Origin of the sequence: Desulfuromonas versatilis, assembly GCF_019704135.1 — a bacterium.
GTDB lineage: Bacteria > Desulfobacterota > Desulfuromonadia > Desulfuromonadales > NIT-T3 > Desulfuromonas_A > Desulfuromonas_A versatilis.
In genome coordinates, this window is sequence record NZ_AP024355.1 from 3,751,213 (window position 1) to 3,772,247 (window position 21,035).

Here is a 21,035-nt window from a genome sequence, read left to right on the forward strand (position 1 = left end):
TCCCAGTAAGGTTCGAGTCGACGGATTGGAATAAAGCTGGCCGTGGCGGTAACGGTTTCTCCCTTGAATCGAAAAAAGCCCTGTTCTTGCACAGAACAGGGCTTTTTTGCGTTTCCCGGTACGCTTGGTCCTGCAAGCCTGGGATAATAAATCAGCTGGTCAATCCGGTTCGGATCAGCCAGGAGCCGCCGCGAGGGGTTTACCCGAGCCGGGCGCGGGGGCAAGCAGCTCATCGACCGGGGTGTACTCCAGGCCGAAGGCTTCGGCCACGCCCCGGTAGGTCACCTTGCCGCAGGCGACGTTGATCCCCTCCTTGATGTGCGGGTTCTCCCGCGCCACCTGCTGCCACCCCTGGTTGGCGATGGCCACCGCGTAGGGCAGCGTGGCATTGGTCAGGGCCACCGTCGAGGTCAGCGGCACCGCGCCGGGCATGTTGGCCACGCAGTAGTGCAGCACCCCCTCCACGCTGTAGGTCGGCGCGCCGTGGGTGGTCGGCCGGGAGGTCTCGAAGCAGCCCCCCTGGTCGATGGCCACGTCGACCAGCACCGCGCCCTGTTTCATGGTCGTGAGCATTTCGCGGGTCACCAGCCTGGGCGCTTTGGCGCCGTGCACCAGCACCGCGCCGATCACCACGTCGGCCTCCTGCACCAGCTCGCGGATGGCCGCCGGCGAGCTCATCATCGGGAAGCAGTTCTTGGGCATGATCTCCGAGAGGTGGCGCAGCCGCTCCAGGTTGGTGTCGAGCAGGTAAACCTTGGCGCCCAGCCCGCAGGCCATCTGCGCCGCGTGGGTGCCGACCACCCCGCCGCCGATCACCAGAACCGTGGCCGGCGCCACCCCGGGGACGCCGCCGAGCAGGATGCCGCGGCCGCCCTGGGCCCGCTCGACGTACTTGGCCGCCTGCTGGGCGGCCATGCGCCCGGCCACCTCGCTCATCGGGGTGAGCAGGGGCAGCGAGCCGTTGGCGGCGGTGATGGTCTCGTAGGCGATATCGATCGAGCCGGTCTTGAGCATGGCCCGGGTCAGCTCTTCGGAGGCGGCGAAGTGGAAGTAGGTGAAGAGGATCTGCCCCTCGCGGATCATCCCGTACTCGGAGGGCTGGGGCTCCTTGACGTGCATGACCATCTCGGCGCGCCGGTAGATCTCTGCGGGGGTGGCGACGATCTCGGCGCCGGCCTCGAGGTAAGCCTGGTCGCTGAAGCCGCTGCCCACGCCGGCGGCACTCTCCACCAGCACCTTGTGACCGTTGCTGCTCATCACCTCGACCCCGGCCGGGGTCATGCAGACGCGGTTTTCCTCGGCTTTGATTTCCCTCAGCACCCCAACGATCATCCCTTTGCTCCTTTTTTCGGGTGAATGCAGGCGGATTGCCCGATCTATGTTTAACGTCGTTCTATCGTCTTAATTGAGCAAAGGGCTTGCCAATTACGATGCCGCCCCTGGAGTACCCGTGCAGAGAAAATTTCACGGACCGCTGCGCAAACCCCAGAAGCGATGTAATTTGCTGAATTTGGTTGAATATTGGGACAAGGAGATTACTCGAGGGCGGGTCGCGGAACAATTCGATTCGGGTTGGGAAATGGAACGTGCCGGGCAAGCCGGAACAGTGAGGATGGCAACAAATCGTGCCATTCGTGATGCCAACCTCCTCCAACAGACTGGCATGGCGAGGCTTTTTATTGGCGGAAAGAATTCCTGCCATTGGTTCATTTTTTTGTCAAACGAGTTTCCGGCCTTTGCTGCCGACTGCGGATCGAGTGGGTGCGGGCGGCGGGCAAGGCTTCCGGAGTAGCGGCGTTCCCCCGGTACGGAAAGGGGCCTGGCCCTGCCGATTTGCTCAGGGCTTTTTCCGCTGCCGGTAGGCCTGGGCGATGCCGCCGCCGGAAGTCTCCCGGTAGAGGGGCGGCAGGGCCTGGCCGGTCTCCTTCATCACCCGGACGATCTCGGTGAAACTGATCTTGTGCACCCCGTCGGAGAGCAGGGCGAACTGGCAGCAGGCCATGGCGCGGGCGGCGGCGTGGGCGTTGCGCTCGATGCAGGGGATCTGCACCAGCCCCTGGACCGGGTCGCAGGTCAGGCCCAGGTGGTGCTCGATCCCCATCTCGGCGGCGTATTCGATCTGCCGGATGCTGCCGCCGTAGAGCTGGGTGGCGGCCGCGGCCGCCATGGCGCAAGCGGTGCCGACCTCGCCCTGGCAGCCGACCTCGGCCCCCGAGATGGAGGCGTTGTGCTTGACCAGGTTGCCGACCAGTCCCGCGGTGGCCAGGGCGCGGACGATTTTCTTCGGGCCGCAGCCCAGCGCCTCATCCAGATGGCGCAGCACCGCCGGCAGCACCCCCGAGGCGCCGCAGGTCGGGGCGGTCACGATGACACCGCCGGAGGCGTTCTCCTCGGCTACGGCGTAGGCGTAGGCGCAAAGCAGCGCGTTCTGCCTGAACTCGGGACCGTAAAGCGCGGCCTTGCGGTAAAAGGCATGGGCCTTGCGGGCGAGCCCCAGCCCCCCGGGGAGCACCCCCTCGGCCTGCAGGCCCCGCTCGATGGAGTCGCTCATGACCCGCCAGGCCTCCTCCAGAAAGCCCCAGATCTGCTTCCCCTCGCAGGACTCCAGGTATTCCCAGAACGCCTCGCCGGTCTCCGCGCAACGCTCGAGAACCTGGTCCATGGTCTCCAGGCAATCCACGGTCCGCGGGGTGTGTGCGATCCCCTCCCCTTTGAGCGCCCCGCCGCCGACGCTGTAGACGTCCCAGCTGCGCAGCACCTCCCCCGAGGCGCCGAGCGCCTCGAAGCGCAGAGCGTTGGGATGCAGGGGGAGTTGTTCTTCGGGTTTCCAGACCAGGGTCAGTCTTCGGCTGCCGAAGACCTCCTCCAGGGCCCGGTCGGTCAGGTGGCCGCGGCCGGTGGCGGCCAGGGCGCCGAACAGGGTCACCCGGTAGCATGCCGCATCGGGAACCTGCGCCAGAAACAGCTCGGCCGCCTTGCGCGGCCCCATGGTGTGGCTGCTGGAGGGCCCGGTGCCGATGCGAAACAGCTCTCTGATCGTTTCCATGACTGGCACCTCTTTCGGGCAGAGCAGGGCACTTCCGACTGTCGCGACAAAATCCTCAGGTCATCTTAGCACAGCGCGCAACCGTCAATCCCACCCGTTGCGAATGTCGCTCGACCCGAAACCGAGCTTGGCAACCAGGTGCCCGGCGAGTTGTCCGGCGACTTTGTCCTGGGACACCGCTCCGGCCAGATCCCGCAGCTGGGTCATGCGCAGCCCCTGGTAGCCGCAGGGGTTGATGCGCGAAAAAGGCTCCAGATCCATATCGAGGTTCAGCGAAAGGCCATGGAAGCTGCAGCCGCGCTGCACCCGCAGCCCGATGGAGGCGATTTTGGCCCCTGCCACATAGACGCCGGGAGCGCCCGCCCGGATCGCCGCCTGCACCCCGTAACCGGCGAGAGTGGCGATGATCGCCTCCTCGATCCCCGCCACCAGCGAGCGCACCGTCAGCCCGCGCCGCTTGAGGTCGATCAGCAGGTACCCTACCAGCTGGCCGGGGCCGTGATAGGTCACCTGCCCGCCCCGGTCGACGCTCACCACCGGAATGTCGCCGGGAGCCAAAACATGCTCGGCCTTTCCCGCCCGTCCCTGGGTGAACACCCGCTCGTGCTCCAGAAGCCAGATCTCGTCGGGTGTCTGAGCGTCGCGGCCGTCAGTGAAGGTCTGCATCCGCTGCCAGACCGGTTCGTAGGGCTGGCGGCCGAGGTGGCGGAGGATCAACGGGAGGCTGGTTTGCTGGGGGTGGCGCTCTGCATCGGTTGTTTGATCTGCCATCGAGGCACCTTTTCCACCAAGGCCGGGGTCAGCTCATGGGCTGCTGAGCGGCCTTTACCAAAGGGAATCAGAACACTTGGATTCCCGGACTCCGGGGACAGACACTTAACCACTTATGAATTGGGTATACTGCCCCCGAAGTCCTCGATTTCACAAGACGCGCCCCCTTGGGGTTTCCGCGCTTAGGTTGCGGCGGTTGGCGGGGGGGGGATCACCTCTCAAGGCGTTCAATATCACTTTATAATGGGTCGCCAGATTAGCTAATGCAACAATAATTATGCCTGTAGCATAGTAGACGAGCATCCACTTGACTTCTGTCCTCAGAAAGAATTCTGCGAATAGAGCACCAAGCATCGCTCCCAAGCCATACAGGCTGTTAAAAGCGAATAGGCGAAGAAAATTTCCATGCCCTTCTTTCTTGAAAACAAGGATCAGGCAGTTAACAAAGAAAGCTAACATCGCGAAGCCAATGACAAAGCCTGTTCCTATCCTGAAGAATGTGGGATCTATTCCAAGGGGCTTTGCCATATCTTCAAATGCAGCAACAGATACAGGCCATGCCGCAAACTTGGATATGGTGAACCTTGTTAGAATAAAACCTGCCAAGAAATTCATTATAATTAACAATATTTTCACAATTAAACCGAAAATATGGGCAAACTGTTTCTTCATATTTTGCTGTTTCCTTTTCGAGAGCTTTTAGCTCTTCCACGATTTCTGATGGGCCGGCACGCAAGGGATAGTCCGCAGCGACAAAGGCAAAGCCGCCCGCCTTGGGGGCACCTGCAACGATGCCGGATGCACTTGGCCTTTGCAGGTCTGCCAAAATGGTGCTTTTTATTTCCTCTGAAAACGCAGCAAATTTTTCTTCGGGGAGCGTCGCTTCCACCGGGATCATGGACTTGTTCAAGCGAAGTTACGGCCTCTTCGTCACAAGATCGAAAACTTCGAGAAGTGCGTTAACGGGTTGTGCCCCTTTCATGCTGTATTGGTTATTGATCACCAAATAAGGAACACTTCTTACGCCCTGAGAACTTACACTGTTTATCTGCTCTTTGACTCTGGCCTGGTCATCGCCGGCGGCAAGTTTCTGTGCCACGATAGTCGTATCCATCCCGACCTCTCCTGCGATTCGTACCAACACGTCATGGTCACCGATGTTTTCGCAGGCTACATGGTGGGAATAATAAAGTTTTTCGGCTAAAACATGGGTATCGACACTTGGGTCCTGCCCACCCCAATACATCAGAGTGTGGGCTGCAAGAGTGTTCGGAGCCATCGCCTCCGGATCAGAACAAAACGCAATATCTTCACCAGCGCCGACCCTTCTGTGATGCTCCAGTATCTTTTTGTCGCTTTCTTCGCCGAACTTGTTGCGATAGTATTCCCAGCGGTTACGACCCTCGCGCGGCATATTGGGATTCAACTGAAAGGGTATCCAGTTTATTGAAAAATCGATATTCGGCCGCTGCGCCATGGCCTGATCCAAACGTCGCTTACTCACATAACACCATGGGCAGGCAAAGTCGTAGACCTTCGTTATAGTGATCTTTTGTTTCTGCGTTTCGGCAATGCTTGCAGGCTTTAATTCTGCCCCACCAAAGGCCGAGAGGCAGCAAAGAGCCAGAGAGATCATCACGACCAAGCCAATTGTCACTCTTTTAACAGTCAATGTATTACTCCACATAGATGTCATGGTTTTTAATGGTCTAAAATACGGCTGAAATACGTCGCCAATTGTCCATGAAAACACCAACTGACCTCTGCGCCAATCTTTTCAAAAGGGAATGTGTTTCCAATGGATTGCTCGAAGTTGTTAGACGATCGAGAATGACAGTTTGACGGAATTTCTAATCGAATTGGCGACAATACAGCCGCGTTCCGCAATGGTAACAAGCTTATGCAGAAGGTCTTTATCCGAATACTGTCCGCCAACCCTCAAGTCGATTGCGGTAAAGCGCTGGGGAGAATCAGCCAGGGTGGCAACCACCTCCACGGTCAATTCGCCCACCTTTTCCTCTCGGGTCTTGACCGCGGCAAGAAGGTTGCTCATAAAACACCCACCGAGCCCCAACAAAAACAGTTCCCCACCCATCGCCCCCTGGTCAGTCCCCCCCTTGGCTTCCGGGCGGTCGCACAGGACGGCATGCTGCCTTGCGGTACCCTTGGATGCGCTGGCAGATACCTGGTTTATCACCACTTTGACTTCTTGGGACATTTTTCCTCCTATCCGTTTTGAAGAGGCGGACCTGATCGTCCGCTGTGAATTCTGGGCTTGAATAGGGGGACAGAGTGCAAATTTTCTCCGTGGAATTGGTACTATGTCCCCTGTTTGATTATGTATAGACAGCCGGGGATACTACGCCTTCATCCGCTCGGCCAGATCGACCAGGCTGCTCACCGTAATGGTCGGCTCGATCCCCCAGGGATCGAAAACCGCGTCAGCAGAGCGCTGCACCCAGGCCGACTTCATCCCCGCCGAAATCGCCCCGATGACATCAAACGGATTGCTGGAGATCAACCACGCGCACCCGCCCGAGGCTTGCGACTGTCTTAAAAAATGGGCATAGACCGCGGGGCTGGGCTTGAAAGACTTGAGGTTGTCGACACTGACGAGATCGAGAAACAGCTCGCGGATGGTTGCCGCACGCAACAGTCGCTCGAGCGCAGCCACCTCACCGTTGGAGAAAGCAAAAAGCCGAAAACCCGCCTCCTTCAGCAGGGTCAAGCCTTGCTTGACGTCATCAAATGCCGGAAGTTCCCGGTAAATGTCCAGCAACTCGCTTTTTTGCTGCCGGGTCAGCGGTGTCTTGTAGAAATCGCAGGTGTAATCGAGGGCCTGGCTTGTGCAGACGGCAAAGGGTTCGTAGTTCTGCATGAGCCCGCGGCGGAACGAGTATTCGAGCTGTTTGTCTCGCCAGGTTTGCGAAAAAGCGTGTGCCCTGTCGCCAACCAGCCCTTCCAGGGCGGCGAGCACGCCGTGGGTGTTGATCAAGGTTCCGTACACATCGAATGCCAGAGTTGTCGCCATGGAGATCTCCGTATTATTGCAAGAAATCAACGCTGTTCCATCCCGCTTGGTTTTCAGTATAGATGGACCTTTTCACTTTACGAGAGACTCAAGCTTGTTGGCGATTTTTCGGCCCAGGTCCTTGGCGGCATCCAGTGCAATCTGCTGTTCTTCAAACCTTTGAATCCCGTAAGAGTCAACAGTCGCATCCGCTCCGTAGAGCATCTTGATGCCGTCCATTTTGCAGGTAGCGCTATTGCCGCACTTGATGCAAGGCACGTTGCCTTCAATTTTGACGGCACCGACGAAGTCCATGCCTTCTTCCATCATAAAAAACTGGATGGCATTTATTCCCATCTGGCACGCTGGCGGCAGCAGCTCATGTTCGTTGACCACGCAGGAGGCAACCACCGCGGCGCCCAGCTTGCCTGCGAGATACCCATGGTTGTGGCGCAGCGGATACAGCCGCTCCAGAAAGGCCTTGGTCCGGGCATCCAGCGTTGAGTAGGGGGTAAACCCACCGACGATCAACACATCGGCCTGCTTGATTTTCTCCGCAATGGCAATCCCGTCATCCTTGATCACGCATCGGTTCGTTGCGACGCAGCCAAGGCAGCCCTTGCAGGGTGCGACGGTGTAATCCGAGAGCTTGATAAATTCGGCGTCGCCGCCTGTTGCCTCCATCAGCAACTTGATCGCACGATCGGTATTGCTGTTCTTGATCGGCGAACCTGAAACTCCAATGATCTTCATGCTTATCCCTTCAAGGGTAAATTTCAACTCGAAACTCTGTCCGCTTATCGGCCAACCCAGCCTGCTGCCTTGTGCCCTCAGGGTCCCGAGATGCGGAATCTGAGTTGTGCGACTATCCGCACCGAAGCGCGCAGTGCGGCCGCCTCAAAAGTCAACCTCCACCTCCAGAGATTTCAGAAAGTCGTTGGAGGCGGTGATGGGAGGGTATGGTTTTTTGTATCGCGACTCATTGCGTTTATTTGTTCCACTCATATTTCCGAAATACTGCATCGACGGGTGTCTCGGCAATGGCGTTCACATAGTTGCTGATCACTTTTTGCGACAGGCCCAAGATGATTTCCAATAACTGACGCTGTTGGTAACCCGCAGCATAAAAGGCCTCGATTTCGCCATCCGTTAAACGCCCGCGATTACGGACCATAGCGAGGGTTGTGTCATGCAGCACCTGCAGTTTTTCGCTGGGCATGGCGGTTCGATTCCGCAACGCCTCCGTCAAGGCCGGGTCAACCTTCATCATGTGAGCAATCCCGGTATGGGCTGGCACGCAGTAGTGGCACCCATGTTCCACATTGATGGTCTGCCACACGACGGTGAGCTCCTCGTTGTTGAACGACGAATCGACAAACAGCTTGTGAAGCATATGATAGCCTTCGAGCAGACCGGGAGCTTCGGCTAAAACGCCATGCAGGCCGGGAATCCTGCCGAAGTTTTTCAGGGAATTCTTCAGGAGGGGCTTGCTTTGCTCAGGGGCGGAATCGATAGTATGAATCTTGAAAGTGCTCATTGATCTCTCCTTTTTCAGAACGCACGTTCTGATTTGGGGTGAAAAAAGGGCCAGTCTATTACCCTGGGGCCTTTGCCGTGATTTGTTGGTTATTTCTTCAGAATCGAGAGGGCAACCGCAACCATCGATTCGAGGGTTTCTTTATCACGTCCCGTTTTGCCCTGCACCATCAGGCCGTTGGCGAAGGTGAACAGAAACGCGGCGAGTGTACGGCAGTCCTTTTCCTGGGTGATCTCTCCATTTGCTTGGGCTGCGACCAAATTCTGGCAGAAGAGCTCTTCGACACGGGACAGACTGTTTTTAACCTGAAGGAAGGCCTCTTCTTCGAGAAGCTCCTTCTCGATGGCGCTGTTGACCAGCAGGCACCCGGGGCAATCACTGGAAGCGGCGTGATCGCTCATCCTGCGAAAAAAGGCCTCTATATTCTCAATGCACAGGGGTTGCCGGCCGAGGAGGCGGCGACCCTCACTGTTCAGCCTCAGGACGTAGTTGTCGATGCATTCCCGGAACAGGCCTTCCTTGCTGCCGAACTCCTGGTACATGCTGTGCTTGTTGAGGCCGGTCGCGGCGACCAGATCGCTCACCGCGGTACCCTTGAAGCCTTTGACCCAGAAGACCCGGGTCGCAGCGTCGACAACTTCTTCCCTTTTGTATTCCTTGTTTCTGGCCATTGCAGTTCCTTTTGTAGCCATACTAGACCGATCGTTCTGAAATGGTCAAGGGGAAATTTCAAAGATGGCGGGCGGAACCGCCCCGGGAGGCTGTTCAGGACCGGAGAGATCGCTTCTCCAGAGTTTCAGGCGACATGTAAAAATGCCCCCCCCCCTGGCGACATCGAGAATTGGCCGACAGGTTCGATCTGGTCAAGGCCGAACTGCTGAAGCAGGATGCATCAATTACGACCGACCCCACTGTGGAGTCGATTATGTTCTTAGATTTATTGAGAACTGTTTTGACGCAACTTGCGAGAATGGCGAGGTGCTGGTTTTTTGGTTCGGAAGGTGGTTTTCAGATTTCCATACTTTTGAGATTTCACATTTTTTTCACATTATCTTCACGGCCGGTTCACGTCCTCTGACTTAATTTTAAGCCATGTCAAAAAAAGACGTTTGACCCGAGGAGTATAATATGCGCATAGCGAGGGCTTTCCATTCACAGCATTGGATCCAGAGCTATCGGCAGGGGCCTTCTTATCCTTGCCTTGGAAGCGTTTGACTATTATACAAGAAGGCATATCAACCACGCCCCGGAGGAAAAACATGGCGCCAAATATCAGACTACTCATCATCGAGGACAATCCGGACATTGTAGAAAACTTGACCGATTTTCTGGAATCAAAAGGCTATATTCTGGATTTTGCCATGGATGGCATCGGCGGGCTTCACCTGGCCCTGACCCAGGACTATGACGTCATTGTGCTGGATCTTATGCTGCCGGGTATGGACGGTATCACCCTCTGCCAAAAACTGCGTCAGGAGGCGGACAAGCAGGTGCCGGTGATCATGCTCACGGCCAGGGACACTCTGGATGACAAGCTTCTCGGTTTTGAATCCGGTGCCGACGATTACCTGGTCAAACCCTTTGCCTTGAAAGAGTTGGAGGTCCGCATCAAGGCGCTGGCAAAAAGACGGGCGGTCGAAAACAAAGTGCTGTCCATCGCCGACCTGCGCATGGATCTCGGGACCTTTGAGGTCTACCGTCAGGGGAAGAAAATCGATCTGAACAACACCTGTGTCGCCATTTTAAAGCTGCTCATGGAATCGTCCCCCAATGTGGTTTCCCGCAAAGAGCTGGAATACAACCTTTGGGGGGACATGCCGCCGGGCAGCGATGTGCTGCGCAGCCACATGTACACCCTGCGGAAACAGATCGATAAACCCTTTGGCCATGCCCTGATCGAAACCGTCCACGGCATCGGTTTCAGGCTCAAGGAAACATCATCATGAAATTTTACCAGAGCATCCGCATCAGGATCGTGGCCGGGATTCTTTTGTTCGGCACACTGCTCATTTTCTTTCATGCCGGTATCACCTTTATTGTTGTGCGCAATAACACATCAAAAATGATTACCAATCTCATTGAAACGGAGATGGATTCCTTTCTATATAAATATGAAAAAGACCACGCAACCCCTTTGCCTCACTCCAAATACATTGATGTGTATAAAGGGGTTGAAGCGGTGCCGGAGGAATTCAGAGCTCTGGTAACTGGGCTGCCATCTGGTGTTCACACCATTGCTGATCCCAATAAGAGGCATCCGGTCTATGTGGGGGTCATGGAACTGTCGGGCAATGATGTTCCTTATTTTATGTTTTTCCAAGGCAGGGAGTTCCTCGAGGAAAATGCCTGGCTATACCCCGGCCAGGTCCTGATGATTTCTCTGGCCCTGTTGCTCATTCCGGGCATCCTTCTCAGTTATACCACCTCGCGTATGCTGTTTGCACCGGTGGTGACCCTCATGGAGCAAATCAAGGGCCTGAACCCTGAAAATATCCCGGCCCGGTTTACTCAAAAACATGCCGACAATGAAATCGGCATTCTGACGCGGACCATCGAGACCACCATGAACCGCATCAACGCCTTTATACAGCGGGAAAAGCAGTTCACCCGAGATGCCAGCCACGAACTCAGGACCCCACTGACCATTGTCAAAGGGGCGGTAGAAATCATGGAGACGCAGCCGGAGTTGGAAACAAATCCTTTATTGAAAAAACCTTTGAAACGGATTTCAAGATCAGTACAGGACATGGAGACGACCATTAATACCTTTCTTTGGCTGGCCCGGGAAGAGAGTGAAACGGCGGAACTCTGCCGGGTGGAGCCGGTGGTCAAAAAAGCGATTAGCGATAACCAGTACCTGTTAGAAAACAAGGTGGTCCAGGTGCAGATCGATGTCCGCAAGGACAAGTCGGTCAGGGTCAAGGAAGAAATTCTTTATATCGCCGTCACCAACCTGATCCGTAATGCCTTTCATTTTACCTCCCAGGGTTCGGTGATCGTGACCATCGACGACACCTCTATCGGAATTGCCGATACTGGTGTGGGCATCGAAGCGGAGAAGCTTGATGCGGTCACCCAAGCCCATGTCAAAGGGGAGAAGAGTCAGGGCTTCGGCTTGGGGCTCAGCATTGTCTCCCGCCTGTGTAAGCGTTTTGGCTGGCAACTGATCATCGAAAGTGAACCGGACCAAGGCACCCGGGTGCGGATCATGTGGCAGGATGGCTGAAAACAATCCTTGTAGTTTGCCTCATTGTTCTGTATTCCTCGCAACTTTTTAAGCCTCCGGAGAGAAACATCTCGGAGTCACTCCCCCCGACAACCGCGAGAACCCTTTTCCCCTGTCTTTCCCCTACAAAATTTTAAATTTCACATCTTTTTCACATTCTTTTCACGGCCCGTTCACGCCTTCAGAGTTACGCTTTGTCAGTGATTGGCAAAAATGGTTTTGGTCCTCAATTCTCGTTATGCACTTCGCAGCAAACTACGGGATGAATATCGGCACTATTTTATGAACCGCGACACAAAGAAAAAGAGGTGGTAACGGTATGAAGCTAAAAACAAATAATATGGCTATGGTCATCTCGCTGGCGGTAATGCTGTTCCTCGGAGCCTGTACGGAACAGCCCCAGGATGTTGCGGTTGAACGTGGCCCTGTGGAAGTTGACGTTGTCACTCTTAAAGCCCAACCGACTGAAGTGAAGATGGAGTTGCCCGGTCGGACAACCGCCTTCCGGGTCGCTGAAGTTCGACCTCAGGTGTCCGGAATCATTCAGAAACGCTTCTTTACTGAAGGGAGCGTGGTCAAGGCTGGAGAACTTTTGTATCAGATCGATCCCGCTGTCTATCAGGCAACCTTCGACAGTGCCAAAGCGGCTCTTGCCAAGGCCAAGGCCGTTGAGCATTCCGCCCGGCTAAAGGCCGAAAGGTACGCCACTCTCGTTCGAACCAAAGCGGTCAGCGAATTGGATCAGGTAGAGATCGAGGCCAGCTGGAAGCAGGCCGTCGCAGATGTCGCTGCTGCCGAGGCGGCCATGAACAGTGCCGCTATTGATCTCGATTACACCCGGGTGACCGCTCCGATAAGTGGGCACATCGGGAAATCGATGATCAGTGAAGGGGCGTTGGTCACGGCCCAGCAGAGCACAGCTCTGGCAACGATCCAGCAGTTGGATCACCTCTATGTTGATGTGACGCAATCAAGTACAGAATTGGCCCGCATAAAGAGAGATCTGTCGGCCGGGACACTGGATAGCGACGAAAACGCCAAATCCCAGGTGACCATTTTGCTGGAGGATGGATCGGAATACGAGCAGCCTGGAACGCTAGAATTCTCTGATGTAAGCGTCGATCAATCAACCGGATCTGTCACTTTGCGTATCGTTGTTGCGAACCCGAATGAGGATTTGCTTCCCGGGATGTTTGTGCGCGCTCGTATCTCCAGCGGAGTGAGGCAGGACGCGATTCTCATCCCTGCCGCAAGCATCAGCCATAACAATAAAGGCGAAGCCTATGTGATGCTGGTGAACAATCAATCTCAAGTTGAAAGTCGGATTATCCAGAGTGGGCGCAACATGGGGGATCAGGTACTTGTGAATGAAGGTCTTGCCAATGGTGAACAGGTTATCACCGCAGGCTTACAGAAGGTTAAGCCTGGGATTACGGTCAAAGCGTTTGAGCTGAATGGATCGCTAACCGGTAAGTCTGCTCTGAATGTTAATCAGGCTGCCTCTCTAGCAAAAGCGGAGTAAAGATCATGGCTGGATTTTTTATAGAGCGCCCCATTTTCGCCTGGGTTATCGCTATCGTCATTATGCTGGCGGGTGCCTTATCGATTACGCAGTTGCCGATTTCCCAATATCCCTCAATAGCACCACCGGCGGTTCAGATTACTGCTTCATATCCTGGTGCGTCAGCCAAAACGATCGAAGAAAGTGTCACTCAGGTTATCGAGCAAAACATGAGCGGGCTCGATCATCTGATGTATATGACGTCCAAAAGCTCTTCTTCCGGTAGCGCAACAGTGACCCTGACATTTGAGTCTGGAACCGATCCAGATATCGCCCAGGTCCAGGTGCAGAATAAACTGGAACAGGCGACGAGCCAGATCCCTCAAGCCGTGCAGAACCAGGGCATACAGGTTGCTAAATCCAATTCGACCACCTTGATGGTCGTCTCTCTGGTCTCCACCGACGGCAGCATGGCTGAAACTGACCTCTCAGATTATATGGTCTCCTCACTTAAGGATCCGTTGAGTCGCGCTGAGGGCGTCGGCAGTATTCAGGTTTTCGGAAGCCAATACGCTATGCGTATCTGGCTTGACCCGAACAAGCTGAATAGCTTCCAGTTGACTCCCGCTGACGTCAGTGCCGCGATCAGCACGCAAAATAGCCAGGTCACTGTTGGTAACCTGGGCGGGCTTCCGGCTGTTGCGGGCCAACAGACCAGCGCCAGTATGATGGCTCAGACGATGCTGAGCTCACCTGAGGAGTTCGCCAACATCCTGCTCAAGGTCGGTACCGACGGGTCCCAGATTCGCCTGGGTGATGTTGCCCGGGTTGAGCTCGGCGCAGAGAGCTACGATGGGGTTGCGGCATACAACGGGCAACCGTCAGGCGGCCTGGCTGTATCGTTGGCAACGGGAGCCAATGCTCTGGATACCGCCCAGGCGGTGCGCGCTAAAATTGCCGAGTTAGAACCCTTCTTGCCAAGCGGTGTCCAGGTTGTCTATCCATACGACACGACGACATTTATCCAAATTTCCATCGAAGAGGTCGCGCATACACTGGTTGAAGCCATTGTCCTGGTTTTTCTGGTTATGTTCCTGTTTCTGCAAAATTTCAGGGCGACCCTCATTCCGACGATTGCGGTGCCGGTTGTTCTCCTCGGCACATTCGGGGTCATGTCGGCATTTGGTTTTTCAATCAACACCCTGACCATGTTCGGGCTGGTCCTGGCGATTGGCCTTCTTGTCGATGATGCCATTGTTGTGGTTGAAAACGTGGAGCGAATCATGGTGGCAGAAGGGTTGTCGCCTCTGGAGGCAACCAAAAAATCCATGAAGCAGATTACCAGCGCCCTAGTCGGTATTGCCCTGGTCCTTTCTGCCGTTTTTGTCCCCATGGCTTTTATGGGGAGTTCAACCGGTGAAATCTACCGCCAGTTTTCCGTGACCATTGTTTCGGCCATGGTCCTTTCTGTTCTGGTTGCCCTGATCCTTACACCGGCCCTTTGTGCGACACTTTTGAAACCGCCATCAGCGGGTGATCATAGTAAGAAGGGCGGATTTTTTGGTTGGTTCAACCGCATGTTTTCGAGGGGCAGCGAGCGGTACAGCGGCAGCGTCGGCTACGTCGTCAAGCGCGCTGGCAGGTTCAGTCTTCTCTATGTTCTGCTGGTTGCCGGGATGGGCTTTTTGTTCACCACCCTGCCGACGTCATTTATTCCCGATGAGGACCAGGGGCTTTTTCTTACCATGGTTCAGCTGCCGACAGGAGCAACTCAGCAGCGGACGGTGGCCGTGCTTGATAAGGTCCGGGAGTACTATGCCTCCCATGAGGAGGAAAACGTTGAATCGGTGTTTACCGTGGCAGGATTCAGCTTTTCCGGTAGTGGGCAGAATATGGGCATGGCGTTTATCAAGTTGAAGGATTGGGACGAGCGAAAAGACCCCGGTCAGGATGTTAATGCCATCATCGGCAGGTCTATGGGGGCATTCTCGCAGATCAAGGAAGCACAGATCTTTGCCTTCAACCTGCCGTCTATTCAAGGCCTCGGTACATCAACCGGCTTTGACTTTTACCTGCAGGACCAAGGTGGCCTGGGACATGAGAAATTGATTGAGGCAAGAAACCAGTTGCTGGTGGAGGCCGCTCAGAATCAGGGTCTTACCAGTGTTCGTTCCAACGGCATGGAAGACTCGCCGCAGTATACTGTCGATATCGATTTTGAGAAAGCTATGGCTCTGGGCGTTTCGGTAAACGATATCAACACGACCCTGTCCACCGCCTGGGGGTCCAGCTATGTGAATGATTTTATAAACAATGGCCGGATCAAAAAAGTCTACCTTCAGTCCGAGGCCGAATATCGCATGCAGCCTGAAGATCTTGAGCAGTGGTATGTCCGCAACACTGACGGTGATATGGTGCCTTTTTCAGCCTTTACCACCGGTCATTGGGAGCTGAGTTCTCCGCTTCTTGAGAGGTATAACGGCAACTCTGCTGTCGAAATTGTGGGGGAAGCCTCGGCGGGAAATTCCAGCGGTGAGGCCATGGCCACAATTGGTCAACTGGTGTCTCAATTGCCAAGTGGTATCGGCTATGAGTGGACCGGCTTTTCCTATCAGGAGCAAAAAGCAGGTTCTCAGGCCCCGGCCCTGTATGCGGTTTCTTTTCTGATCGTTTTCCTCTGTCTTGCGGCATTGTATGAGAGCTGGTCGGTGCCGTTTTCCGTTATGTTGGCTGTTCCGCTGGGGATCCTCGGTGCTCTGGCGGCGACATCTCTGCGTGGTATGGAAAATGATGTGTATTTCCAGGTCGGGCTGCTGACAACGATGGGATTATCCGCCAAAAATGCCATCTTGATCGTCGAATTCGCCAAATCGCAATATGACAAGGGTGTTGATCTTGTCTCGGCAACAGTCGAAGCCTGCCATATGCGACTGCGGCCAATACTGATGACGTCGCTCGCTTTTATGCTCGGTGTCTTGCCACTTGTGCTCAGCACCGGTGCCGGTGCCAACAGCAGGCAGGCTATCGGTACTGCCGTATTCGGCGGCATGCTGTCGGCAACCGTTCTGGCCATCTTTTTTATCCCCCTCTTTTTTGTCGTGGTCATGCGACTTTTCAAGAAACGCCGGGCAACCCAGACGGCGGTTGTTTTGGCCAAGGAGTGCTGAGAATGAATAACCGATATAAAAAACTCGCAGCCGCGATTGCACTTTTCGCTTTGAGCGGCTGCGCCATGGCGCCGCAATACCAACGACCGGAAATGCCGGTAGCCGACACCTTCGCAGAGAGAAATATATCCGCTGCGCCTTCCGCTGAAGAAGGTGTGCCGACAAAAAGTGTTGCCACTCTTGGCTGGCGCGATGTTTTTATCGATCCTGCGCTGCAGCAACTCATTGAGACGGCATTATTGAATAACCGTGACCTTCGTGAAACAGCGCTTAACGTCGCGTCGTATCAGGCCCAGTATCGTATTCAGCGTTCCGCGCTGTTGCCGAGCGTGGACGGTTCAGGTTATGGGACCAAGCAACGTAGCCTCACCGGGACAAGTCTCAGCACGAGTGAAGCCTACTCGCTTGAAATTGGGGCCACAGCGTATGAATTGGACTTTTACGGTCGCATCCGAAGCCTCAAGGACCAGGCTTTAGAGCAATACCTAGCCATGGAAGAAACGCAAAAGAGTGCGCAGATCAGCCTCATTGCTGAAGTTTCCACGGCCTATTTCACCTGGCTTGCAGACCGTGAGCTGTTGCAGATTTCCGAAGATACCCGAAAGGTTGAGGAAGGCTCCTATGAGCTGATTGTGCAACGGGTCGATGCCGGGATTGCCAACGAACTCGATCTGGCCCAGGCGCGCACCAGTCTGGAAACGGTGAAGGCCAACCTGGCAATGTATCGCAGGTTGGTTGCTGAGGATCTGCATTACCTGACCTTTCTGGTCGGAACATCCCTGCCGGATCGTTTGCAGGAGGCAAAAGGTCTTCTGAGTAGCGTTGCCCCTCTTTCGATAATCCCAGAGGATCTTTCCTCAGAGGTCTTATTGCAGCGACCGGATATAATGGCTGCCGAGCATGAACTCAAGGGGGCAAACGCCAATATAGGCGCAGCCAGAGCCGCATTTTTCCCAACTATCAGCCTGACCGCATCGGCCGGTGTTATCAGCACCGATCTTTCGAATCTTTTTGACGGTGGTTCCGGTGCCTGGGCATTTACCCCTTCTCTGAGTGTTCCGATATTTAATTCCGGCAAACTCAGAGCGGAACTTGATGTGGCGGAGGTGCAAAAAGAAATCTATGTTTCCCGCTATGAAAATGCCATTCAGAGGGCATTCCAGGAGGTTGCCGATTCACTGGTCGGGATAAAAACCTATGAAGAACAGGTTGTTGCCCAAAAAGCGAACCTGGCCGCAAATGAGCAATATTTCAACCTTGCACGAAACCGTTATCAGGAAGGTGTCGACAGCTTCCTCACCTTACTGGATGCCCAGCGATCGCTTTATAGCTCAAAGCAGGCGTATCTCAGCCTGACGCTTGCCCAACTGGAGAACCAGGTGGATCTCTACAAAGTTCTCGGTGGTGGGGTGAAAGAATATACGGAATAGCAGAAGGGATAGCGCCGAGATAAACGAAAGAAGAGGCGTTTAAATAAGGAGAACAGATTTGAAATTTCGACAAAACATTTCCGGAAGGGAGTGACCCTTCTCTTTCTGGCGCTGATAAGTGCTTTCCCCCCCGCTCTCAACAGATCGGGGTCGGGGATCGGGGTCGGGCTTCCAAGATGCCAAGTATCGGCGGCGGGGTTGCTTCCTATAATTCACGAAATTCCGGTCGCTCGATAGCCCAGCCTGAAATCACCAGGTTGGGCTTTCTTGCATTTTGCCCCGCAATAGGGTCTTAAATCACCTAGGAGGCTGTCCGACAATAGGGCCGAAGCGAAAATCCAGAAACTTGAGAACAGATTTTGGGTCGTTTGAGAGCTCATAGCCATAGCTATGGGCCGAAAAGGAATCGAAATATGGGCCAAACAGCTGGGTTTGCAGCCGGTCTCTCATTGTCGGACAGCCTCCTAGCACTTATCAGCCACCCCGCGGAAGGTTCAGGGCAATTATGGCCGGGTGGGTTTGGCCGATACTGTCTCGATGGTTTTGCATAAAAACAGGTGGCGGATTCCGGTGAAAATAAGCACTGACACATCCCCAGGCGCTATTCCCACTAGCCAAAAGCGCCGTCGTCCAGAATCCCTCTTGCGATCAACCGCCTTAAAATCCCCGCGGTCTTCTGCTTGAGCATATCCCGCAGCAGCCGGGCCGCCGGTGTCAGCAGCTGCCGGCTCGGGCAGATGAGCCAGAGCTCCTTCGGGGTCGGTTTGAACTCGGGCATCAGGCTGACGACATTCCCGGCCAGCAGATCCTTGGAGACGTCGAGGCAGGACTTGACCGCCACCCCCTGGCCGGCAACGCACCAGCGCCTGACCAAGTCGCCATCGTTGGAGGCGCGGTTGCCGCTCATCTTGACCTTATACTCCTGGTCGCCCTGCGAAAAGCTCCAGACGTCGTGAATCATGTCGTGCAGCTGGTAGAAGAGCCCGTTGTGGGCCGCCAGGTCTTGGGGATGCTGGGGGGTGCCGTGCCTGGCGAGGTACTCCGGTGAGGCGCAGAGCACCCCGGGGGCGTTGCAGATCTTGAAGCCGTAGAGGTTCGCTTCGGTGGGCGGGCCGTAACGCAGGGCCAGGTCCACCGCATCGCGGTAAAAGTCGATCAGGCTGTCGCTGATGTTCAGTTTCAAGCGGACCTTCGGATGGGTCTCGGTGAATTCATCGAGCCAGGGAAGCACCAGGTTCCGGCCCAGGTCCGAGGAAATGGCGAGGCGCAGCTCCCCCTCGACCAAGGCCAGGTCCTCCCGCATCTTCTGCTTGGCCTGTTCCAGTAACAGCAGCGCCTGTTCCACCTCGGGGATATACCGCTCCCCCGCGGGGGAGAGCCGCAGCTGCCGGGTGGTGCGGATGAACAGCTCCGTCCCCAGGGCGCTTTCCACCCGCTTGACGGCCGCGCTGGCGGTTGCGGGCAGCATTTCCAACCGGGTCGCCGCGGCGGTTATGCTGCGCAACTCAGCCACCTTGAGCACAACCTGGAGATCTTCCAGAAGCATATTTTCAAATCTCCCTTGATAATGTTTCAATTATTGCCCGGTTTATCCCGTGACAGTCAAGGGCTATGCTGTCCTCAGATGACGAACCGGCTGGAAGGATTCCGGCCATCAACCACTTGGAGGACGATTATGAAAGCAGTTGGCTATACGCAATCCCTGCCCATCACCGATCCTGAATCCCTGATCGATATCGAGCTGCCCCAGCCCATCGCCAGCGGCCGCGACCTGCTGGTCAGGGTCAAGGCGATCGCCGTCAACCCCGTCGACTACAAGATCCGCCAGAGAGTTGCCCCCGCCGCCGGGGAAACCAAGGTCATCGGCTGGGATGCCGTGGGCGAGGTGATCGCCACCGGCGAAGCGGTGACCAGCTTCAAGCCCGGCGATATGGTCTATTACGCCGGCGAACTCAACCGCGCGGGGAGCAACGCCGAATACCAACTGGTCGACGAGCGTATCGTCGGCTTCAAGCCCAAAAGCCTCTCCAACGCCGAGGCCGCCGCCCTGCCCTTGACCGCCATCACCGCCTGGGAACTGCTGTTCGAACACCTGGAACTCCAGCAGCAAGCCCCGGATGCAAAAGAAAAATCCGGCGAGGTGCTGCTGGTGGTCGGCGCGGCTGGAGGCGTCGGCTCGATTCTGCTGCAGCTCGCCAAAGCCATCACCGGGGCGACGATCATCGCCACCGCCTCGCGGGAGGGCTCGCAGGCTTGGGTGAAGAAGCTCGGGGCCGATCATGTCGTCGACCACAGCCAGCCGCTGCAGCCGCAGATCGAGGCCCTGGGCATCGGCCAGGTGACCCACGTCGCCAGCCTGACCCATACCGATTCGTACTTCGAGAGCTACATCGCGCTGCTCGCGCCCTTTGGCCGCATCGCCATGATCGACGATCCGGCGAAGCCCCTGGAGGTGATGAAGATGAAGCCCAAGAGTCTGTCGCTGCACATCGAGTTCATGTTCGCCCGCTCCATGTTCCAGGCGGCCGACATGGACGAGCAGAGCAGACTGCTGAACCGCGTCGCCGACCTGATCGACCGGGGCTATATCCGGACCACCGTCGGCAAGCACCTCGGCGCCATCAACGCCGCCAACCTGAAAACCGCCCACGCGGAGCTTGAGTCGGGAAAATCGATCGGTAAGATTGTTCTGGAAGGATTTTAAAACCAGGAGGAAAAAAATGGATGCAATCGAAATGATCCAGGAGCGCCGCAGTGTTCGCAAGTACAAGGATGAAAAAGTCGTCCGGAAGAAGATGGAGGAGATCATCGAGATCGCCCGCTGGGCGCCGTCCTGGGCAAACACCCAGATCGCCCGTTATACGCTGGTGGATGATGCAGAAACCATCGCCAGGCTCGCCGCCGAAGGGGTTCAGGGATTCTCCTACAACCTCAACACCCTGAAGCGTGCCCGCGGCGTGGCGGTGCTGAGCTTTGTCAAAGGCAAGAGCGGCAGGCTGGAAAAATATGGCGATTTCGACAGCTCAAACCCACATTTCTGGGAAGCCTTTGACGCCGGCATCGCCTGCCAGACCTTCTGCCTGGCCGCCCATGCGAAGGGGATCGGGACCTGCATCTTCGGCGTCATCGACGATGAGTCCATTTCCCAAATCGTCGGCCTGCCGGAAGAGGAGACCGTCGCGGCGCTGATCGTCTATGGCTACCCGGACGAGAAGCCGGCACCGACCCCGCGCAAGCCGGTGGAGGAGATCCTCAGGTACCTGTAACCACCAATGGACTGAAGGAGGCTGAAGCATGTCCCTATTGACGATCGTCGCGCAGATCACCGCCAAGGCGGACAAAGTCGA

The 21,035-nt window shown here is 55.8% G+C and carries 19 protein-coding genes; 7 read left to right on the forward strand and 12 right to left on the reverse strand.

From position 1 onward, the window contains the following. Positions 1-174: 174 nt before the first annotated feature. From ald to DESUT3_RS16955, 11 genes are all read right to left on the reverse strand, one after another. A complete protein-coding gene (gene ald / locus DESUT3_RS16905) occupies positions 175-1,332 on the reverse strand; it encodes an alanine dehydrogenase (RefSeq protein WP_221249640.1) in 1,158 nt (385 codons plus the stop codon). A gap of 505 nt (positions 1,333-1,837) precedes the next feature. Further along, positions 1,838-3,046 carry an L-serine ammonia-lyase, iron-sulfur-dependent, subunit alpha gene (locus tag DESUT3_RS16910; protein ID WP_225911546.1) on the reverse strand — a complete coding sequence of 403 codons (1,209 nt, stop codon included), beginning with the start codon at positions 3,044-3,046 and terminating at the stop codon, positions 1,838-1,840. Positions 3,047-3,130: 84 nt separating this feature from the next. Beyond that, the gene (lipB, locus tag DESUT3_RS16915; protein ID WP_221249642.1) at positions 3,131-3,817 is read right to left on the reverse strand and encodes a lipoyl(octanoyl) transferase LipB; all 687 of its coding nucleotides are present in this window, start codon (positions 3,815-3,817) and stop codon (positions 3,131-3,133) included. A 150-nt stretch (positions 3,818-3,967) separates the two neighbouring features. Continuing rightward, positions 3,968-4,345, reverse strand: coding sequence for a hypothetical protein (locus tag DESUT3_RS16920; RefSeq protein ID WP_221249643.1), 378 nt, complete (start codon positions 4,343-4,345; stop codon positions 3,968-3,970). Between the two features lie 4 nt (positions 4,346-4,349). Then, positions 4,350-4,727, reverse strand: a complete 378-nt coding sequence (locus tag DESUT3_RS16925; protein ID WP_221249644.1) for a hypothetical protein — start codon at positions 4,725-4,727, stop codon at positions 4,350-4,352. 6 nt (positions 4,728-4,733) lie between these two features. Further along, the gene (locus DESUT3_RS16930; RefSeq protein ID WP_225911716.1) at positions 4,734-5,453 is read right to left on the reverse strand and encodes a DsbA family oxidoreductase; all 720 of its coding nucleotides are present in this window, start codon (positions 5,451-5,453) and stop codon (positions 4,734-4,736) included. A 180-nt stretch (positions 5,454-5,633) separates the two neighbouring features. Then, positions 5,634-6,035, reverse strand: coding sequence for an OsmC family protein (locus DESUT3_RS16935; protein WP_221249646.1), 402 nt, complete (start codon positions 6,033-6,035; stop codon positions 5,634-5,636). Positions 6,036-6,176: 141 nt separating this feature from the next. Then, entirely contained in the window at positions 6,177-6,848 is a 672-nt protein-coding gene (locus DESUT3_RS16940) for a haloacid dehalogenase type II (protein WP_221249647.1), read from the reverse strand. Positions 6,849-6,920: 72 nt separating this feature from the next. Beyond that, positions 6,921-7,580, reverse strand: a complete 660-nt coding sequence (locus DESUT3_RS16945; protein ID WP_221249648.1) for a flavodoxin family protein — start codon at positions 7,578-7,580, stop codon at positions 6,921-6,923. 235 nt (positions 7,581-7,815) lie between these two features. After that, positions 7,816-8,364 (reverse strand): carboxymuconolactone decarboxylase family protein, encoded by a 549-nt coding sequence (locus tag DESUT3_RS16950; RefSeq protein WP_221249649.1) that lies wholly within the window; start codon positions 8,362-8,364, stop codon positions 7,816-7,818. A gap of 89 nt (positions 8,365-8,453) precedes the next feature. Continuing rightward, on the reverse strand, positions 8,454-9,035 hold the full coding sequence (locus tag DESUT3_RS16955; RefSeq protein WP_221249650.1) for a TetR/AcrR family transcriptional regulator: 582 nt from the start codon (positions 9,033-9,035) through the stop codon (positions 8,454-8,456). Positions 9,036-9,635: 600 nt separating this feature from the next. Between DESUT3_RS16955 and DESUT3_RS16960 the strand changes: the two genes are divergently transcribed. The 5 genes from DESUT3_RS16960 (at position 9,636) to DESUT3_RS16980 (ending at position 17,688) form a co-directional block, all read left to right on the forward strand. Continuing rightward, positions 9,636-10,310, forward strand: coding sequence for a response regulator transcription factor (locus DESUT3_RS16960; protein ID WP_221252588.1), 675 nt, complete (start codon positions 9,636-9,638; stop codon positions 10,308-10,310). Continuing rightward, positions 10,307-11,590 (forward strand): sensor histidine kinase, encoded by a 1,284-nt coding sequence (locus DESUT3_RS16965; protein ID WP_221249651.1) that lies wholly within the window; start codon positions 10,307-10,309, stop codon positions 11,588-11,590. Before DESUT3_RS16960 ends, DESUT3_RS16965 begins: the two co-directional genes overlap by 4 nt. Before the next feature lie 319 nt (positions 11,591-11,909). Then, positions 11,910-13,112: an efflux RND transporter periplasmic adaptor subunit gene (locus DESUT3_RS16970; RefSeq protein ID WP_221249652.1), complete on the forward strand. Its 1,203-nt coding sequence runs from the start codon at positions 11,910-11,912 to the stop codon at positions 13,110-13,112. A gap of 5 nt (positions 13,113-13,117) precedes the next feature. Then, positions 13,118-16,258: an efflux RND transporter permease subunit gene (locus DESUT3_RS16975; protein ID WP_221249653.1), complete on the forward strand. Its 3,141-nt coding sequence runs from the start codon at positions 13,118-13,120 to the stop codon at positions 16,256-16,258. A gap of 2 nt (positions 16,259-16,260) precedes the next feature. Further along, the gene (locus DESUT3_RS16980; protein WP_221249654.1) at positions 16,261-17,688 is read left to right on the forward strand and encodes an efflux transporter outer membrane subunit; all 1,428 of its coding nucleotides are present in this window, start codon (positions 16,261-16,263) and stop codon (positions 17,686-17,688) included. A gap of 610 nt (positions 17,689-18,298) precedes the next feature. Here the strand turns inward: DESUT3_RS16980 and DESUT3_RS16985 are convergent. After that, positions 18,299-19,234 (reverse strand): LysR family transcriptional regulator, encoded by a 936-nt coding sequence (locus DESUT3_RS16985; protein ID WP_221249655.1) that lies wholly within the window; start codon positions 19,232-19,234, stop codon positions 18,299-18,301. A 129-nt stretch (positions 19,235-19,363) separates the two neighbouring features. Between DESUT3_RS16985 and DESUT3_RS16990 the strand changes: the two genes are divergently transcribed. Together DESUT3_RS16990 and DESUT3_RS16995 are read left to right on the forward strand one after the other, a co-directional pair. Beyond that, positions 19,364-20,392 carry a zinc-binding alcohol dehydrogenase family protein gene (locus DESUT3_RS16990; protein ID WP_221249656.1) on the forward strand — a complete coding sequence of 343 codons (1,029 nt, stop codon included), beginning with the start codon at positions 19,364-19,366 and terminating at the stop codon, positions 20,390-20,392. Positions 20,393-20,408: 16 nt separating this feature from the next. Then, complete coding sequence (locus DESUT3_RS16995; protein ID WP_221249657.1) at positions 20,409-20,954, forward strand: nitroreductase family protein; 546 nt, start codon at positions 20,409-20,411, stop codon at positions 20,952-20,954. Positions 20,955-21,035: the final 81 nt, after the last annotated feature.

Coding starts and splice junctions, on each gene's coding strand:
- ald (WP_221249640.1), bottom strand. CDS start 1,332: ATGATCGTTGGGGTGCTGAGGGAAATCAAAGCCGAGGAAAACCGCGTC.
- DESUT3_RS16910 (WP_225911546.1), bottom strand. CDS start 3,046: ATGGAAACGATCAGAGAGCTGTTTCGCATCGGCACCGGGCCCTCCAGC.
- lipB (WP_221249642.1), bottom strand. CDS start 3,817: ATGGCAGATCAAACAACCGATGCAGAGCGCCACCCCCAGCAAACCAGC.
- DESUT3_RS16920 (WP_221249643.1), bottom strand. CDS start 4,345: ATGGCAAAGCCCCTTGGAATAGATCCCACATTCTTCAGGATAGGAACA.
- DESUT3_RS16930 (WP_225911716.1), bottom strand. CDS start 5,453: ATGATCTCTCTGGCTCTTTGCTGCCTCTCGGCCTTTGGTGGGGCAGAA.
- DESUT3_RS16935 (WP_221249646.1), bottom strand. CDS start 6,035: ATGTCCCAAGAAGTCAAAGTGGTGATAAACCAGGTATCTGCCAGCGCA.
- DESUT3_RS16940 (WP_221249647.1), bottom strand. CDS start 6,848: ATGGCGACAACTCTGGCATTCGATGTGTACGGAACCTTGATCAACACC.
- DESUT3_RS16945 (WP_221249648.1), bottom strand. CDS start 7,580: ATGAAGATCATTGGAGTTTCAGGTTCGCCGATCAAGAACAGCAATACC.
- DESUT3_RS16950 (WP_221249649.1), bottom strand. CDS start 8,364: ATGAGCACTTTCAAGATTCATACTATCGATTCCGCCCCTGAGCAAAGC.
- DESUT3_RS16955 (WP_221249650.1), bottom strand. CDS start 9,035: ATGGCCAGAAACAAGGAATACAAAAGGGAAGAAGTTGTCGACGCTGCG.
- DESUT3_RS16965 (WP_221249651.1), top strand. CDS start 10,307: ATGAAATTTTACCAGAGCATCCGCATCAGGATCGTGGCCGGGATTCTT.
- DESUT3_RS16970 (WP_221249652.1), top strand. CDS start 11,910: ATGAAGCTAAAAACAAATAATATGGCTATGGTCATCTCGCTGGCGGTA.
- DESUT3_RS16975 (WP_221249653.1), top strand. CDS start 13,118: ATGGCTGGATTTTTTATAGAGCGCCCCATTTTCGCCTGGGTTATCGCT.
- DESUT3_RS16980 (WP_221249654.1), top strand. CDS start 16,261: ATGAATAACCGATATAAAAAACTCGCAGCCGCGATTGCACTTTTCGCT.
- DESUT3_RS16985 (WP_221249655.1), bottom strand. CDS start 19,234: ATGCTTCTGGAAGATCTCCAGGTTGTGCTCAAGGTGGCTGAGTTGCGC.
- DESUT3_RS16990 (WP_221249656.1), top strand. CDS start 19,364: ATGAAAGCAGTTGGCTATACGCAATCCCTGCCCATCACCGATCCTGAA.
- DESUT3_RS16995 (WP_221249657.1), top strand. CDS start 20,409: ATGGATGCAATCGAAATGATCCAGGAGCGCCGCAGTGTTCGCAAGTAC.